The sequence below is a fragment of the Streptomyces sp. NBC_01571 genome (assembly GCF_026339875.1).
Classification (GTDB): Bacteria; Actinomycetota; Actinomycetes; order Streptomycetales; family Streptomycetaceae; genus Streptomyces.
In genome coordinates, this window is record NZ_JAPEPZ010000001.1 from 5,311,539 (window position 1) to 5,326,706 (window position 15,168).

The 15,168-nt window shown below is 68.6% G+C and carries 15 protein-coding genes and 1 pseudogene; 6 read left to right on the forward strand and 10 right to left on the reverse strand.

All coding sequences use genetic code 11. The annotated features are described in order from the left end of the window. The first annotated feature begins 87 nt into the window (after positions 1-87). Both OHB41_RS23920 and OHB41_RS23925 read left to right on the forward strand, forming a co-directional pair. Positions 88-993, forward strand: a complete 906-nt coding sequence (locus tag OHB41_RS23920; protein ID WP_266700251.1) for a LysR family transcriptional regulator — start codon at positions 88-90, stop codon at positions 991-993. A gap of 123 nt (positions 994-1,116) precedes the next feature. After that, on the forward strand, positions 1,117-1,599 hold the full coding sequence (locus OHB41_RS23925; RefSeq protein WP_266700252.1) for an NUDIX domain-containing protein: 483 nt from the start codon (positions 1,117-1,119) through the stop codon (positions 1,597-1,599). A gap of 55 nt (positions 1,600-1,654) precedes the next feature. Here the strand turns inward: OHB41_RS23925 and OHB41_RS23930 are convergent, their stop codons facing one another. Together OHB41_RS23930 and OHB41_RS23935 are read right to left on the reverse strand one after the other, a co-directional pair. Then, entirely contained in the window at positions 1,655-3,244 is a 1,590-nt protein-coding gene (locus OHB41_RS23930) for a globin domain-containing protein (RefSeq protein ID WP_266700253.1), read from the reverse strand. Between the two features lie 394 nt (positions 3,245-3,638). Then, positions 3,639-4,272, reverse strand: a pseudogene (locus OHB41_RS23935) (HAD family hydrolase). A gap of 153 nt (positions 4,273-4,425) precedes the next feature. Between OHB41_RS23935 and OHB41_RS23940 the strand changes: the two are divergent. After that, positions 4,426-5,292: a GNAT family N-acetyltransferase gene (locus tag OHB41_RS23940; RefSeq protein WP_266700254.1), complete on the forward strand. Its 867-nt coding sequence runs from the start codon at positions 4,426-4,428 to the stop codon at positions 5,290-5,292. Positions 5,293-5,377: 85 nt separating this feature from the next. On the opposite strand, the gene OHB41_RS23945 is transcribed toward OHB41_RS23940, so the two are convergent. After that, complete coding sequence (locus OHB41_RS23945) at positions 5,378-5,803, reverse strand: GlcG/HbpS family heme-binding protein (protein WP_266700255.1); 426 nt, start codon at positions 5,801-5,803, stop codon at positions 5,378-5,380. A gap of 102 nt (positions 5,804-5,905) precedes the next feature. Continuing rightward, positions 5,906-7,114, reverse strand: a complete 1,209-nt coding sequence (locus OHB41_RS23950; protein WP_266700256.1) for an MFS transporter — start codon at positions 7,112-7,114, stop codon at positions 5,906-5,908. A 142-nt stretch (positions 7,115-7,256) separates the two neighbouring features. Between OHB41_RS23950 and OHB41_RS23955 the strand changes: the two genes are divergently transcribed. Both OHB41_RS23955 and OHB41_RS23960 read left to right on the forward strand, forming a co-directional pair. Then, positions 7,257-7,715, forward strand: coding sequence for a MarR family winged helix-turn-helix transcriptional regulator (locus OHB41_RS23955; protein WP_266700257.1), 459 nt, complete (start codon positions 7,257-7,259; stop codon positions 7,713-7,715). A gap of 42 nt (positions 7,716-7,757) precedes the next feature. Continuing rightward, positions 7,758-8,210 carry a GNAT family N-acetyltransferase gene (locus tag OHB41_RS23960; protein ID WP_266700258.1) on the forward strand — a complete coding sequence of 151 codons (453 nt, stop codon included), beginning with the start codon at positions 7,758-7,760 and terminating at the stop codon, positions 8,208-8,210. Between the two features lie 89 nt (positions 8,211-8,299). Here OHB41_RS23960 and OHB41_RS23965 read toward each other — a convergent pair whose 3' ends face one another. Then, positions 8,300-9,685 carry a serine hydrolase domain-containing protein gene (locus OHB41_RS23965; RefSeq protein ID WP_266700259.1) on the reverse strand — a complete coding sequence of 462 codons (1,386 nt, stop codon included), beginning with the start codon at positions 9,683-9,685 and terminating at the stop codon, positions 8,300-8,302. 91 nt (positions 9,686-9,776) lie between these two features. Then, positions 9,777-11,252, reverse strand: coding sequence for a replicative DNA helicase (gene dnaB / locus OHB41_RS23970; protein ID WP_168529027.1), 1,476 nt, complete (start codon positions 11,250-11,252; stop codon positions 9,777-9,779). Between the two features lie 450 nt (positions 11,253-11,702). Between dnaB and OHB41_RS23975 the strand changes: the two genes are divergently transcribed. Beyond that, complete coding sequence (locus OHB41_RS23975) at positions 11,703-13,049, forward strand: MATE family efflux transporter (protein ID WP_526024957.1); 1,347 nt, start codon at positions 11,703-11,705, stop codon at positions 13,047-13,049. Positions 13,050-13,242: 193 nt separating this feature from the next. On the opposite strand, the gene rplI is transcribed toward OHB41_RS23975, so the two are convergent. From rplI to rpsF, 4 genes are all read right to left on the reverse strand, one after another. Next, positions 13,243-13,689, reverse strand: a complete 447-nt coding sequence (gene rplI, locus OHB41_RS23980) for a 50S ribosomal protein L9 (RefSeq protein WP_148009270.1) — start codon at positions 13,687-13,689, stop codon at positions 13,243-13,245. An 18-nt stretch (positions 13,690-13,707) separates the two neighbouring features. Beyond that, the gene (rpsR, locus tag OHB41_RS23985; protein ID WP_003949403.1) at positions 13,708-13,944 is read right to left on the reverse strand and encodes a 30S ribosomal protein S18; all 237 of its coding nucleotides are present in this window, start codon (positions 13,942-13,944) and stop codon (positions 13,708-13,710) included. Positions 13,945-14,001: 57 nt separating this feature from the next. Next, entirely contained in the window at positions 14,002-14,607 is a 606-nt protein-coding gene (locus OHB41_RS23990; RefSeq protein ID WP_266700261.1) for a single-stranded DNA-binding protein, read from the reverse strand. A 77-nt stretch (positions 14,608-14,684) separates the two neighbouring features. Continuing rightward, positions 14,685-14,975: a 30S ribosomal protein S6 gene (rpsF, locus tag OHB41_RS23995; protein WP_005482942.1), complete on the reverse strand. Its 291-nt coding sequence runs from the start codon at positions 14,973-14,975 to the stop codon at positions 14,685-14,687. Positions 14,976-15,168: the final 193 nt, after the last annotated feature.

Below are 15,168 nucleotides of genomic sequence, written 5' to 3' on the forward strand. Positions count from 1 at the left end.
TCAGTGTCCAATCACAGTAGCGACAGAGACCTATCGACTTATTTATAGTTGGGGTCCGGTCGAGGGTGCTGGGAAGGGAGGGGCACCATGGATCTGGCCCTGCTGCGGACGTTCGTGACCGTGCACCGGGCCGGTTCCTTCACTCGCGCCGCCGCGCTGCTCGGCCTCTCCCAGCCCGCCGTCACCTCGCAGATCCGCACCCTGGAGCGGCAGTTGGGGAGGCCGCTCTTTCTGCGTCAGGCCCGCGGAGTGACGCCCACGACGATCGGCGACGAACTCGCGCACAAGGCCGCACCCCATCTCGACGCCCTGGTGGAGATCGCCGAGGCCGGACTCGACGAGGACTCGTCGCTGCGTACCCTGCATCTCGCCGGGCCGCCGGAGTTCACCGCCGAGCGGGCGCTGCCGGCCCTGACCGAGCTGACGGGCGACGACGGACAGGGGTTCGCGCTGCGCGCCTCGTTCGGCAATGCCGAGGAGACATTGGAGGGGCTGGCCGCCGGACACCATGACCTGGCCATCACCACGGCCCGTCCGCGCGGCGCCCTGCTCACCGCGACCCCGCTCTGCGACGAGGAGCACGTCCTGGTGGCGGCTCCGCGCTGGGCCGCTCGCATCAACCCCGGAAAACTCCGCCGCAAGGGCTCGCCGGTCCTGGACAGCTTCCCCGTAGTCGAGGTCCACGAGTCACTGCCGCTCGTCGCCCGCTACTGGGCCTCCGTCTTCGACTCCCGTCCGGCCGCCTCGGGCACGGTGGTCGTCCCCGACCTCCGCGCCGTGCTCGCCTGCGCCGCCACGGGCGCGGGACTCGCGGTGCTACCACGGTATCTGTGTGCCGAGGCACTGGAGCGCGGAGACGTCGTGGCGCTCCTCGACCCGGTGGTCCCTCCGCTGCGCACGTACTTTCTGGTGGTCCGCACCGGCACGCTGGCCATGCCGCACATCGCTCGGGCATACGAATGGCTGCTGCGGGCCGCGGTGGACTGGGCCTGAGACCGGGCCGGGCCGGGCCGGGCCAAACTCCAGGTACTCGTGTGGGCCCACTCCGAGAGCCCTCCTGGGGCCCTCAAGGCTCCACGATGTTTCACGTGGAACCTGTCGGGCCACATTTCTCCCATGACCGTCCGACCCGTGGTCAAGCGCACCGCCCGTGCCGTCCTGCTCGATGGCGACGACCTGATTCTGATCAAACGCACCAAGCCCGGTGTCGATCCCTACTGGCTCACACCGGGTGGCGGGGTCGAACCGGAGGACACGACCGTCGTCGACGCACTTCACCGCGAGGTCCACGAGGAACTCGGAGCCAAGGTCACCGATGTGGTGCCCTGCTTCGTCGACACCGTCGAGCACATCGGCGATGACGGCGGCGCCACCGGCGTGAAAGTGCAGCACTTCTTCGTCTGCCGCCTGGAATCCATGGATCCGGCCCTGCGGCACGGCCCCGAGATCGACGAGCCGTGTGGCGAGTACGAGATCGTACGGGTGCCCTTCACCCGGGTCGGTATCGCCTCCGTCCACCTCGTCCCGCTGTCCCTGCGCCACTATCTCGACGGGAACATCGAAGGCGTACGGGCCATGCACGCGCCCGACCTGGGCTGACGCCCGCCGGCCGCACGGTTCTCGAGCTCACCCCCGGCCGGGCGCGCCCCTCGGATCAGTCCCCGGCCCCGACGAGTTCCTCGACCGAGTCGTGGCGGATGCGGTCCGACGGGATGCCGGCGTCTCTCAGCACGTTCATCCCGCTGCGGATCATGCCCGGCGGCCCGGAGAGGTAGGCGTCGTACTCGTTCCACGGCCCGTACTCGCGCACCGCGTCAGGCAGGTGGAGATGGGCCTGGTGGTCGACGATCGGACGGACGGCGAGCCAGGGGTGGCTCTGCTGAAGCCGCAGCATCGTGTCGATGTCGTACAGGTCGTGATCGGTGCGGGCACCGTAGAAGACCTCGACCGGACGCCTCTCCCCGTGCTCGGCAACATCCTCGACCAGCGCCTTGATGGGCGCGATGCCGGTGCCGCCGCCCAGACAGAGCAGTCCGCTGTCGCTGCTGTGGTCGACGGTCATCGATCCGGCCGGCGGCCCGAGACGGATGATGTCCCCGGGGCGGGCGCGGTGCACCAGGGCGTTGGACACCCACCCCGCCGGAACCGCCTTCACGTGGAAGGACAGCAGTCCGTCGGACCGGGGCGCGGAGGCGAACGAGTAGTGCCGCCAGATCCGGGGCCACCACGGCGTCTCCAGGCTCGTGTACTGCCCGGCGAGGAAAGGATACGGCTGGTCGGGCCGGACGGTGATGACGGCGACGTCAGGGGTCCTGAGGTCGTGCGCGACCACCTCGGCGTACCACCAGGCCGGGGCACGCAGCTCGTCCGAGGACGCCGCGTCGATCATGACCTGGGAGATGGTCGTGTACGCGCGCACCCAGGCCGCCTCGGTCTCGGCGTCCCAGACCGCCGAGCCGAACCGGCTGAGCGAACCGATGAGGCACTCACCCACGGCCGGGTAGTGCTCGGGCCGTGTGCCGTACTTGCGGTGACCGCGACCGAGGTTCTGCAGATAGTCGATGAGAACCGGGGTGTTGTCGATGTGCTCGGCCGCGGTGAGCAGCGCCTTGAGCAGGCGGTCCCGCTGGGTGTCCATCGCGGCGGGGAACAGCGACCGGAGATCCGGGTGCCGCACGAAGAGCAGCGCGTAGAAGTACGACGTGACCTTGTCGGCGACGGGGCCGACCTCGGCCATGGTCCGACGGATGAGCACGGCGTCGGGGGACGGTTCCGCGACTGCGGCGGGCCTTCCCGCGGGCACCGGACGGATCGGTCCCGGTTGCGAGGGGCCGGGGTTCCGGTCCGCGGGGGACTCCGTGGGAGGCACGTTCCGGGGGGCGGGCGTCGGCGGTGCCTGGAAGGGCGGGAGAGCGTTCCGGACGGCCTCGGGCGCTTCCTGGGGCGCGGCCGTGGGCAGCGCGTCCTCAGGAGCAGATATTCGTGTCTGCGTGCCCGTCTCCTCGCCTCCGTGGCGCCCGTGCCTCCCAGGGCTTCCTTCCGCTGGTCCGGGCTCCGTGGAGCGGCCCACGGGGCGCAGCGCGGCCAGCCGGCTGACCCCTTCGGTCTCCCGCTCTCTGTCGGCGGCCGTCGGCTCCGGTTCCTTGCGCGGGGTGAACCAGCCGCTCCCGCCATTTCCTCCGGAAGTGCCCTTGTCGGCCGACGTGGTGGTCGGAGCGTCCATACTGTGCCTCGCCTCGAACATCTTTCGGTCGGTCTACGCACTTCCGTGTTCGGAAGATGCCTGCTTTCCCCCGTAGACGGCTTGCTCTCCTGCCCCGTTCAGTCCTCTGACCAATGCGGCCACATTCAACCCAGGCTTCCGCTCAGCGCGGACAAGTAAGGCGAGAATGTGACATTGACCGCATCGCCCTCACCGCAGCATCCCACTCCGCGTCAACGCCCGTCCGCATAACGGAAAATTCGGGTCTCGATCTTTCCGTCCCGTTACGCTGCATTGGCCTGCGTTCACGCCCCACGACATGCCCGCACATCGCGGCGACCCGAACCGGAGTCGACCATACCGGCAGTCGCCCCACAGACAAGTCCGCTCTTCCCTCGAAGTGATCGAACGAGGGACTCCCCATCAATTGCTTTGATTACAGGGCTCGTCGGACCAATTCATAGGCATCCCACAGGCTCCGTCCCATGTAGGAGTGCGTGGCGATACCAGTCAGATGACGGTCCGCGTTGATGGCGACAGACACCGGCACCGCCTCGAACAGGTACTTGTCCGAGAGCGAGTCACCGTAGGCGACGCAGTCGGCCCGCCTCACCCCGAACTCTTCACAGAGCCGGTTCGCGATCTGCACCTTCGCCGCGGCACTCAGAATGCCGGCGAGATCGACGGGTTCGGCGAAGGGCAGGGCGGGGGAAGCGCGAGCCGTACGCCGCGTGCGCGCCCCACCTCGTCAGCCGCTCGACGAAGAAGGAGGGCGAGAGCGAGACGACGGCGCAGTAGTCCCCGTTGTCTCTGATCTCGGCCTAGACGTCTTCGATGCCGGACAGCCAGGGCGCTTGTTCGAAGGCCGCAGCCACATGTGCGTCCGTGAGTTGCGCCCACAAGGCGTACACCTGCGTGGCGTATTCCGGCGGGCCGATGCGTCCCGCCGAGATTGCTTGCTCGATCGCGAGGGTCTCGGCCTCCAGACCGATCTGCCGCGAGATCTCCAGAGGCGCGGAACTGCCGTACAACAGCGTCCCGTCGAGGTCGAAGAGGTGAAGGCGTGTCATACGGGCCGAGGCTAGTGGCGTGCGCGGTCTTCGCTGTTTCACGTGAAACGTCTGTGCCGGCCCGCTACTGACGGGGACGGCATGGCCAAAAGAGCATGCGTCCGCGGGCAAACAAGTGGACGTCGGGGGTATCTGTCGGACAGCCTGACCTGCGTGTCGACACCTTCCCTCCTTGCACTGCCCATCCGCCGTCTGACGCTCCGCGATCTCACCGCGTGCGCCGACTTGTCCGAGGACCGGGGATGGCCCCGCGAAGAACACAAATGGGGTCTGCTTCTGACGGCAGGGAAGGGATACGGCATCGACGCCCCGGACGGCGGCCTCGTCACCGTGTGCGTCGTGACTGAGTACGGAACGCCGGGCCGGCCCGATCTGGGGGCGATCGGAATGGTGCTGGTGGCGAAGCGGTATGCCCGCCAGGGCGTCGGCCGACGGCTGATGCGGTATGTGGTGGCGGAGAAGGGCCTCACCCCACTGACCCTGCACGCGACCCCTTACGGGCAGCCGCTCTATGAGGAGCTCGGCTTCAAGGTCACGGGCCGTGCCGAGATGGTCCGTGGACCCTTCGTCCTCTCCGGCCCGGAACCAGAGGTCACGACACGGCCGGCCGCCGCCGAGGATCTTGCCGGGATCCTCCGGCTCGACGCGGAGGTCTTCGGTCTCGACCGCACGCATGTGATCACGCGCCTTCCCGCCTTCTCCGACCAACTGCGCGTCGCCGAGGAGAACGGCCGGATCACCGGATACGGGGCCGCCTGGCCGAATATGGACACCCAGGTCGTGGGTCCCCTGATCGCCCGCGACACGGAGACCGCGAAGGCACTCGTCGCGTCGTTGGCCGCCCGTACCGACCGTCCGCTGCGCACGGACATCGATGTACGGCACCAGGAGCTGCTGTCCTGGGCGAAGGAGTGCGGCCTTGAATCCGTCGGCTTCAACGCCGTGATGACATACGGGATCTCGGAGCTGCCCGGCGACTGGACGCGACGCTTCGCTCCGCTGACGGTGGCGGCGGGCTGAGGAACCACCTGACACGCAACCGCGTCCTCGCGCGGAAGTGCCGTCCCCGGCATCTGCTGGGGACGGCACTTCGGCGGGGGCACGATCAGGCGAGAGCGTCCACAGCGGCGACAGCGAAACCGTGGTCCTGCTCCGGCGCTCCACCCCCGACGCCGATGGCGCCGATCAGACGGCCGTCACGGTGGACCGGCACACCGCCCGCGATGAACAGCAACGGGCGGTCGAGTGCGGTGGGCAGCGTGTGGAAGAGACCGCCGGGCTGGACCGCGTCGACGAGGTCGGCGGTGGCGGAGTCCAGCTGGAGGGCCGTGTAGGCCTTGCGGGTGCTGGTCTCGCCGGAGATCAGGACGGCCCGGTCGTCGCGCCGGAAGGCGAGCAGATGACCGCCCGCGTCGAGGACGGTGACGCTGACCGTGACTCCGGAGGCCTCGGCGGCCCGGTGGGCCGCGGAGAGGAGAACCTCGGCGTCCTGGATGGTCAGGGGGGCGACCGCGGTGGCAGTGGTGCTCATGAAGGGTTTTCTCCTTGTGGGGCTGTACTCGGCCGGGGGACGGGTGAGTCGTCGCCGGTGGCCGCCTGTCGGTCGGGGCGGTGAGCGGGTGAGCCGGTGGGCTCAGTGGTGGACAGCGGTCCGCTGCTCGGTGGACACGCCTTCGGTGACCCCGGCGCCCGGGGCGTCGGCCCGGCGCTCCAGAGCGGCCGAGAGGACCGCGAGGACCAGGGCTCCTGCGGCCAGCGCGGCGCCGACCCAGTTGGGTGCCGTGTAGCCCAGGCCCCCTGCGATGACGATTCCGCCGAGCCAGGCCGAGAGGGCGTTGCCGAGGTTGAAGGCGCCGATGTTCACGGCCGAGGCCAGCGTGGGAGCGCCGTGCGCCTGGTCGAGGACGCGCTTCTGGAGCGGCGGCACGGTCGCGAACCCCAGGGCGCCGATCAGGGCGATCGTGACCGCCGCGAGGATCTTGTTGTGCGCCGTCACGGTGAACAGTGCGAGCACGACGGCGAGGCCGCCCAGGGACGTGTACAGCATCGGCATCAGCGCCCGGTCGGCGAACCTGCCGCCGATGAGGTTCCCGCCGACCATGCCGAGGCCGAAGAGGACCAGCAGCCAGGTGACGGAACTGTCGGCGAAGCCGGTCACATGGGTCATCATCGGCGCGATGTAGGTGATGGCCGCGAAGACACCGCCGAAGCCGAGCACGGTCATCGCCATGGCCAGCAGGACCTGGACGTTCTTGAAGGCGGCGAGTTCATGGCGGAGGTGGACCCCTTCGGGCTTCGGCATCTCGGGGACCAGCTTGGCGACGCCCAGCAGACCGATCACGCCGAGCGCGGCCACGCCCGCGAAGGTGACCCGCCAGCCCGCGGACTGACCGATCAGCGTGCCCAGGGGGACACCCACGACATTCGCGATGGTGAGCCCGCTGAACATCATGGCGATCGCGCCGGCCTTCTTCTCGGGCGCGACCAGCTCGGCGGCGACGACCGATCCGATACCGAAGAACGCGCCGTGGGCGAGAGATGCCACGACCCGGCCCACCAGCATCAGTCCGAAGACCGGCGCCACGGCGGAGAGCAGGTTGCCGAGGACGAAGAGCCCCATCAGCAGCATCAGCATCCGCTTGCGCGACACCTTCGTACCGAGCGCGGTCATGATCGGGGCGCCGATCACGACGCCGAGCGCGTAGCCGGTCACCAGGAGCCCGGCAGTGGGGATGGAGACACCGAAGTCGCCGGCGACCTCGGGCAGCACACCCATGATCACGAACTCGGTGGTTCCGATTCCGAAGGCCCCGATCGCGAGGGCCAGAAGCGCGAGAGGCATGGTGGGGTACACCTTCCCAAAAGATTGCAGGAGCGCTTTGCGTGCGTTCACAATAGTTGCAGACGCGGGTTAAATGCAAGAGCGGACTATTGCACTTGTGCCCTACCCTGGTGACAGCCGCTCCGGGACGGAGGAACACGCCATGACAGCCACGGACCCCGCACTCACCGCCCTCGCACAAGGGTGGTGCGCCCTCTCCCTGCTGCACGGGAGGATCGAGGCCCACATCGAGCGCGCCCTGCAGGCCGGGCACGACCTGAGCGTGCGGGAGTACTCCCTGCTCGACGTGCTCAGCCGGCAGCACGACGGCGAGGGCGGTCATCTGCAGATGAAGCAGGTCGCGGACGCGGTCGTGCTCAGCCAGAGCGCCACCACTCGACTCGTCACCCGGCTCGAGGACCGCGGGCTGCTGTCCCGTTACCTCTGCCCGACCGACCGCCGCGGCATCTACACGAACGTCAGCGAGGCGGGTCTCAAGCTGCTCGACGAGGCACGGCCCACCAATGACGCCGCGCTGCGCGAGGCACTCGACGAAGCGGCCGAGAACCCCGCACTCGCACCGCTGGTCCGTGTCGTGGAGTCGGCGAGCGTGCCCGCATAGGCCCTGCGCAGACGGCTTTCCACCGCTGTATAGGCTGCGGCCATGGGAGATCTTGAGATCCGACCGGCCGTCGCGGACGACGTTCCCGCCATCGTCGCGATGCTCGCCGACGATGCGCTCGGGGCCCAGCGGGAGTCGCCGGACGATCTGACCCCCTATCTGGCCGCGCTCGAACGGCTCAGCGGGGACCCTAACCAGCACCTGGTGGTCGCCGTTCGCGCGGGGCAGGTCGTCGGCACCCTGCAACTCACCATCATTCCCGGGCTGTCCCGCAGAGGCTCGACCCGCGCTCTCATCGAAGCGGTGCGGGTGCGTACCGACGAGCGCGGCAGCGGCCTCGGCACCCTGATCATCGAGTGGGCGGTCGATGAATCCCGGCGTCAGGAATGCCGGTTGGTCGAGCTGACCTCCGACGCCAGCCGCACCGACGCCCACCGCTTCTACGAGCGGCTCGGCTTCACCGCCTCGCACGTAGGTTTCAAACTGGCGCTCTGAACGCACTCGACCGCGACGGCCCGGCGGTCCCACCTACGCCAAGGCGTCCTGTTTCACGTGAAACAGGACGCCTCTCAACGCATCGACGCCTACGCGAGGCCGCGCCACCCCTCGGGGTCCACTCCACCGGGCACAGGAGCGCTCTGGTCGTACGGCTGACGCGTGAAGACGAACGACCCGAGGTCCAGGTGGCTCAGGGACCCGTCCGGCCGTCGTACGGCCCGCAGCGGCTCCCCCGTGTAGTAGCCGTCGAGTCCCGTCCAGGTCCCGTCACCGTTCGGCCTGAAGCGGGAACGGCGGCCGGCACCTGCCAGCGGGCCCAACTCGACCACGCCGTCGGCGGCGAGGCGCAGCGCGCACCCCTGAGTTCCCCAGTACCAGGGTCCCGCCAACTCCAGGAGGGACGGTTCGATCCCGGTGGCCGGACGCCAGGGTTCGGGGATCCGCGGCTCGGCCTCGGCGACGATGCGTACGAGATCGGCTGCCACCGTCAGCGGTCGCGCGCCGGAGGTGCAGTTGGTCAGGACCACGGCCGACACGTCGTCCCGCTCGTCGAGGACGAGGGCTGCCATGAAGCCGGGCAGGGACCCCGAGTGGCCCGTGAGAATCCGGCCCGACCGGTGCAGCACCTGCAGTCCCAGGCCGTACGCGTCGCCCGAGGCCAACCCCTCAGCCTCCAGGGGAGCCGCGGGCGTCCGCATCTCCCGGAGGGATTCCGCGCTGAGCACCCGGTCGTCACCCTCCACCAGGAAGACCGCGAAACGCGCCAGGTCGCCCGTGGTGGACCACAGTTGCCCGGCGGGGGCCATCCGGCCGAGATCCTCCGCGGGCTCCGGCATCATGACGTCCGCCCACGGATGCACGGCCCAGCCGCCCGCGTGAGGTGCCTGCGGCAGCCCGCTCGTGCGGTGCAGGCCCAGGGGTTCGAGCACCTCGCGTCGCAGGACTTCCTCCCAGGGCGCCCCCCGCACTTCCTCGACCAGAGCGCCGAGCAGGGTGTAGCCCGGGTTCGAGTAGTGGTGAAGCCGCCCGACCGGGTGGAGGAAGGGCTGCTCGCCGAGGACATCGGTCAGCTCGGGCCGCTGGGAACCGGGGGTACGTTCCCACCAGGGGCCGGGTGTCTCGGCCGCCAGGCCGGCGGTGTGCGCCAGGAGTTGGGCGATGGTCGCCTCCCCCGCACCTGTTCCCGGCAGATGCTTCTCCAGTGGGTCGCCCAGATCCAGGAGTCCTTCGTCGCGCAGCCGCAGCACCAGCACGGCGGTGAAGGTCTTGGTGATCGAGCCGATCCGGTACTGCACGTTCTCGTCCGGCCCGTGCCCGTCCACCGAGGTTCGCGATCCGTGCCACACCGTCTGCCCGCCTCGGACCACCGCGGCCACCAACGACGGTGCCCGCCCGTCGGCCTGAGCGACGGCGATGCGGTGCGACAGAGCCCGGCGCGTGCCGGGAAGCAGCTCTTCCTGAGGTGTTGTCATACCCCCAGTCCACCCGGACCGGCCCCACACGTCGAGCCCATTTCCCTGGACTCCGGCAGATGTCCTCCGCCGCCGCGCCGGGCACACTGGATCAGGTCTGGGCCATGTCCACGAAGCGGGAGTAGTGGCCCTGGAAGGCCACCGTGATCGTGGCCGTAGGGCCGTTACGGTGCTTGCCGACGATGATGTCCGCCTCGCCCGCCCGCGGTGACTCCTTCTCGTACGCGTCCTCACGGTGCAGCAGGATCACCATGTCCGCGTCCTGCTCGATCGAGCCGGATTCACGCAGGTCGGAGACCATGGGCTTCTTGTCCGTGCGCTGCTCGGGGCCACGGTTGAGCTGCGACAGCGCGATCACCGGCAGTTCCAGCTCCTTGGCCAGCAGCTTCAGGTTTCGCGACATGTCGGAGACCTCCTGCTGCCGGCTCTCGGACCGCTTGCCGCCCGACTGCATCAGCTGCAGATAGTCGATCACGACGAGCTTCAGATCGCTGCGCTGCTTGAGACGGCGGCACTTGGCGCGGATCTCCATCATCGACAGGTTCGGGGAGTCGTCGATGTAGAGCGGCGCGGCGGAGACATCCGGCATCCGGCGCGCGAGCCGGGTCCAGTCCTCGTCGGTCATCGTGCCGGACCGCATGTGGTGCAGTGCCACGCGCGCCTCGGCGGACAGCAGACGCATCGCGATCTCGTTGCGCCCCATTTCGAGGGAGAAGATCACGCTCGGCATGTTGTGCTTGATGGAGCAGGCCCGGGCGAAGTCCAGCGCGAGCGTCGACTTACCCATGGCGGGACGAGCCGCGATGATGATCATCTGGCCTGGATGCAGCCCGTTGGTGAGCGAGTCGAGGTCGGTGAAGCCCGTCGGCACACCGGTCATCTCCCCCGACCGCGAACCGATCGCCTCGATCTCGTCGAGGGCGCCCTCCATGATGTCGCCGAGCGGCAGATAGTCCTCGGTGGTGCGCTGCTCGGTGACGGCGTAGATCTCGGCCTGGGCGCTGTTGACGATCTCGTCGACGTCGCCGTCGGCCGCGTATCCCATCTGCGTGATGCGTGTACCGGCCTCGACCAGACGCCGCAGCACCGCGCGCTCGTGGACGATCTCCGCGTAGTACTCGGCGTTGGCCGCCGTCGGGACCGTCTGGACGAGGGTGTGGAGGTAGGACGCGCCGCCGACCTTGGTGATCTCGCCGCGCTTGGTGAGCTCGGCCGCGACGGTGATCGGGTCGGCCGGCTCGCCCTTGGCGTACAGGTCGAGGATCGCCGTGTAGATCGTCTCGTGCGCGGGCCGGTAGAAGTCGTGGCCCTTGATGACCTCGACGACATCGGCGATCGCATCCTTGGACAGGAGCATGCCACCGAGGACGGACTGTTCGGCGTCCAGATCCTGGGGCGGGACGCGCTCGAAGGACGAGCCCCCGCCTTCCCACGGCCCGTTGTCCCGGTCGCGGTCGTGCTGTTCGTCACGGGCACGCCCCGTGTCGCGGCGCTGACGGGAAGCAGGCAGACGATCACTGGGACCGCTGTCGGCCCACGGGTCGTCCAAGGGCTCGGAAATACTCACCGAGCCACCTCCTCCCGTCCGCCGAGCGGACCTAGCCGTGCCCAATATTTCTACGGCACGGCACTGACAAATAAGGGGCCCAACTCCGGTTCTGACGCGTCGGTTTTGCGAGGTTTCCGAGGGCGGAGGAGAGAGCGGGCGCCGCACCACGGTAGGCCCGCGGGCACCGTCAGCCAATCTGGTTATCCACAGGCCATGTGGACGACGGCCCAGATGCTGTGGAGAACTCCACAAAACCTGTGCACGACCCGGTGGACAGGCCTGTGAACAAGCCCTCAGCGAGACCCCGGCAACACTCCTGACCTGGCCTTTCACCGTCCACCGGCTGTGCAGAAGAAAAACTTTCCTGGCCGGACCAAGATCCCTGCAAACGGCGCGCGACGACACGCCCGGCGACCTGACAAGTAAGGGTCATGACTGCATTGCATCTCTTACCTGTGGAAGATTAGATTGGTGCCCATGACACAGGCTCCCGCGGCGCCCAGGGCCGCCCGACGCCGGCACGACCGAGAGATCGTCGCGCTGGCCGTTCCGGCCTTCGGCGCACTCGTCGCCGAGCCTCTTTTCGTGATGGCGGACAGCGCCATCGTCGGCCATCTCGGCACCGCACAACTGGCCGGTCTCGGTATCGCTTCCGCCCTCCTCGTGACGGCCGTCAGCGTCTTCGTCTTCCTCGCCTACGCCACCACCGCCGCCGTCGCCCGGCGGGTCGGCGCGGGTGATCTGCGAGCCGCGATCCGTCAGGGCATGGACGGCATCTGGCTCGCGATCCTGCTCGGCACCGTCGTCATCGTCACCGTCCTGCCCACGGCCCCCGCCCTGGTAGAGCTCTTCGGCGCCTCACCGACCGCGGCCCCCTACGCGACGACGTATCTGCGCATCTCCTCACTCGGCATCCCCGCGATGCTCATCGTCCTCGCATCGACCGGGATCCTGCGGGGGTTGCAGGACACGAGGACTCCGCTCTATGTCGCCGTCGCGGGCTTCGTGGCCAACGCCGGGCTCAACGCCGGACTCGTCTACGGCGCCGGACTGGGCATCGCGGGCTCCGCCTGGGGCACGGTCATCGCCCAGTTCGGCATGGCCGCGGCGTATCTGTTCGTGGTCGTACGCGGAGCCCGGCAGCACGGGGCCTCGCTACGGCCGGACGTCGCCGGCATCCGGGCCTGCGCCCAGGCCGGTGCCCCCCTGCTGGTGCGGACGTTGTCACTGCGCGCGATCCTCATGATCGCCACTGCCGTCGCGGCCCGTCTCGGGGACGCGGACATCGCCGCCCACCAGATCATCATGAGCCTGTGGAGCCTACTCGCCTTCGCGCTCGACGCGATCGCCATCGCCGGGCAGGCCATCATCGGACGCTACCTCGGCGCGAACGATGCTCAGGGCGCCCGCGAGGCCTGTCGCCGCATGGTCCAGTGGGGCATCGCCTCCGGCGTCGTCCTCGGCCTGCTGGTCTTCGTCGCCCGGCCGCTGTTCCTCCCACTGTTCACCAGCGACCCGGCCGTCCAGGACACCGCACTCCCCGCACTGGTCCTGGTGGCTGTCTCCCAGCCCATCAGTGGAATCGTCTTCGTCCTGGACGGAGTCCTCATGGGTGCGGGGGACGGACCGTATCTGGCGTGGGCCATGCTGCTCACCCTCGCGGTCTTCGCGCCCGTCGCCCTGCTGGTGCCCGTCTTCGGCGGTGGGCTCACAGCACTGTGGGGAGCGATGACACTGATGATGGCGCTGAGAATGCTGACCCTGTGGCTGCGCTCCCGTTCGGGACTCTGGATCGTCACGGGCGCCACACGCTGATCGAGCGAGCGCAGGGAGCGCATGCGTGCACCGATCCGGCCTGCCGCCCGTTTCACGTGAAACCCGCGGCGCGCGAAGCCTACGTTTCACGTGAAACCGCTGATTCCGGGGAAGTCTCCCGTTTCACGTGAAACGAAGAAGGGCCGGACCCCGAGGGGTTCGGCCCTTCTCTCAGCTATGCCGAGCGCTGCACTCAGGCAGCGACAACCTCGATGTTGACCTTGGCGGCAACCTCGGGGTGCAGACGCACGGACGTCTCGTGGGCGCCCAGGGTCTTGATGGGCGAGCCCAGCTCGATGCGGCGCTTGTCGACCTCGGGGCCACCGGAAGCCTTGATCGCCGAAGCGATGTCGGCCGGGGTGACGGAGCCGAAGAGACGACCGGCGTCGCCGGAGCGAACGGCCAGGCGGACCCTGACGCCCTCGAGGCGGGCCTTGATCTCGTTGGCCTGCTCGATGGTCGCGATCTCGTGGATCTTGCGAGCACGACGGATCTGCTCGACGTCCTTCTCGCCGCCCTTGGTCCAGCGGATCGCAAAGTTCCGCGGGATCAGGTAGTTGCGAGCGTAGCCGTCCTTGACGTCCACGACGTCGCCCGCAGCACCGAGGCCAGAGACCTCGTGGGTGAGGATGATCTTCATGTTTCGGTCACCCTTCCCTTATCGCGCGGTGGAGGTGTAGGGCAGCAGCGCCATCTCACGGCTGTTCTTCACAGCCGTGGCGACGTCACGCTGGTGCTGCGTGCAGTTGCCGGTCACGCGGCGGGCACGGATCTTGCCGCGGTCGGAAATGAACTTCCGCAGCATGTTCGTGTCCTTGTAGTCCACGTACGTGACCTTGTCCTTGCAGAAAGCGCAGACCTTCTTCTTAGGCTTGCGCACAGGCGGCTTCGCCATGGTGTTTCTCCTGTGTGATCAAGAAGTGGGGGTACGGCCCACCCTCGGCCCGAAGGCCTAGAAGGGGGGCTCGTCCGAGTAGCCGCCGCCGGAACCGCCGGAGCTTCCGCCCCAGCCGCCACCACCGCCGCCGCCGCCCTGGTTGCCGCCACCGGCAGGAGTGCCGGTCGCCCAGGGGTCGTCCGCGGGGGCTCCGCCGCCGCCCTGCTGGCCGCCGCCGGAGCTTCCGCCCCAGCCGCCGCCCTGCTGGCCGCCGCCGCCGCCATTGCCGCCGCTGTAACCGCCCTGACCGCCTCGGCCGGTGGTCTTGGTGACCTTGGCCGTGGCGTTCTTCAGGCTGGCGCCGACTTCCTCCACGTCCAGTTCGTAGACCGTGCGCTTGACGCCCTCACGGTCCTCGTAGGACCGCTGCTTCAGCCGGCCCTGCACGATGACGCGCATGCCTCGCTGGAGCGACTCGGCGACGTTCTCCGCCGCCTGACGCCAGACCGAGCAGGTCAGGAACAGGCTTTCGCCGTCCTTCCACTCGTTGGTCTGACGATCGAAGGTGCGGGGGGTGGACGCGACACGGAACTTCGCGACCGCCGCACCGGAAGGGGTGAAGCGCAGCTCGGGGTCGTCTACAAGATTGCCGACGACCGTGATGACGGTCTCGCCTGCCATGGGGGAACCTCTCGGCGGGTTTGCTGCTGGCTGCTGGTGCTGCTACTCGATGCCCGAGATCAGCTGAGCTGGAGAGCTCAGTGGGTCTCGGGACGGAGGACCTTGGTCCGGAGGACCGACTCGTTCAGGTTCATCTGGCGGTCGAGCTCCTTGACGACCGCAGGCTCGGCCTGCAGGTCGATGACCGAGTAGATGCCCTCGGGCTTCTTCTTGATCTCGTACGAGAGACGACGACGGCCCCAGGTGTCGACCTTCTCGACCTTTCCGTTGCCCTCACGGACGACGGAGAGGAAGTTCTCGATCAGGGGGGCGACAGCGCGCTCCTCCAGATCGGGGTCGAGGATGACCATCACTTCGTAGTGACGCATGTGGAACCCACCTCCTTTGGACTCAACGGCCACGGTCGTTCCGTGGCAGGAGGGTTGTGATGCGTACGCAACGGTATCGGCCGCCACTGACAATCGGGCTCCGTTCGAAGCACCGAGTGATCGGTGAACCGAAAGGGAGTCCTCGTCGTGACCTGGCCGCGGCCTGGGCAGACACCGGTGCAGAGGGTACAGA

Excerpts from the sequence above, each read along its gene's own strand:
- OHB41_RS23960 (WP_266700258.1), top strand. The coding sequence starts at position 7,758 with ATGGGAGATCTTGAGATCCGACCGGCCGTCGCGGACGACGTTCCCGCC.
- rpsR (WP_003949403.1), bottom strand. The coding sequence starts at position 13,944 with ATGGCGAAGCCGCCTGTGCGCAAGCCTAAGAAGAAGGTCTGCGCTTTC.
- OHB41_RS23950 (WP_266700256.1), bottom strand. The coding sequence starts at position 7,114 with ATGCCTCTCGCGCTTCTGGCCCTCGCGATCGGGGCCTTCGGAATCGGA.
- rpsF (WP_005482942.1), bottom strand. The coding sequence starts at position 14,975 with ATGCGTCACTACGAAGTGATGGTCATCCTCGACCCCGATCTGGAGGAG.
- OHB41_RS23945 (WP_266700255.1), bottom strand. The coding sequence starts at position 5,803 with ATGAGCACCACTGCCACCGCGGTCGCCCCCCTGACCATCCAGGACGCC.
- OHB41_RS23990 (WP_266700261.1), bottom strand. The coding sequence starts at position 14,607 with ATGGCAGGCGAGACCGTCATCACGGTCGTCGGCAATCTTGTAGACGAC.
- OHB41_RS23925 (WP_266700252.1), top strand. The coding sequence starts at position 1,117 with ATGACCGTCCGACCCGTGGTCAAGCGCACCGCCCGTGCCGTCCTGCTC.
- OHB41_RS23965 (WP_266700259.1), bottom strand. The coding sequence starts at position 9,685 with ATGACAACACCTCAGGAAGAGCTGCTTCCCGGCACGCGCCGGGCTCTG.
- rplI (WP_148009270.1), bottom strand. The coding sequence starts at position 13,689 with ATGAAGATCATCCTCACCCACGAGGTCTCTGGCCTCGGTGCTGCGGGC.
- OHB41_RS23920 (WP_266700251.1), top strand. The coding sequence starts at position 88 with ATGGATCTGGCCCTGCTGCGGACGTTCGTGACCGTGCACCGGGCCGGT.
- OHB41_RS23955 (WP_266700257.1), top strand. The coding sequence starts at position 7,257 with ATGACAGCCACGGACCCCGCACTCACCGCCCTCGCACAAGGGTGGTGC.
- OHB41_RS23930 (WP_266700253.1), bottom strand. The coding sequence starts at position 3,244 with ATGTTCGAGGCGAGGCACAGTATGGACGCTCCGACCACCACGTCGGCC.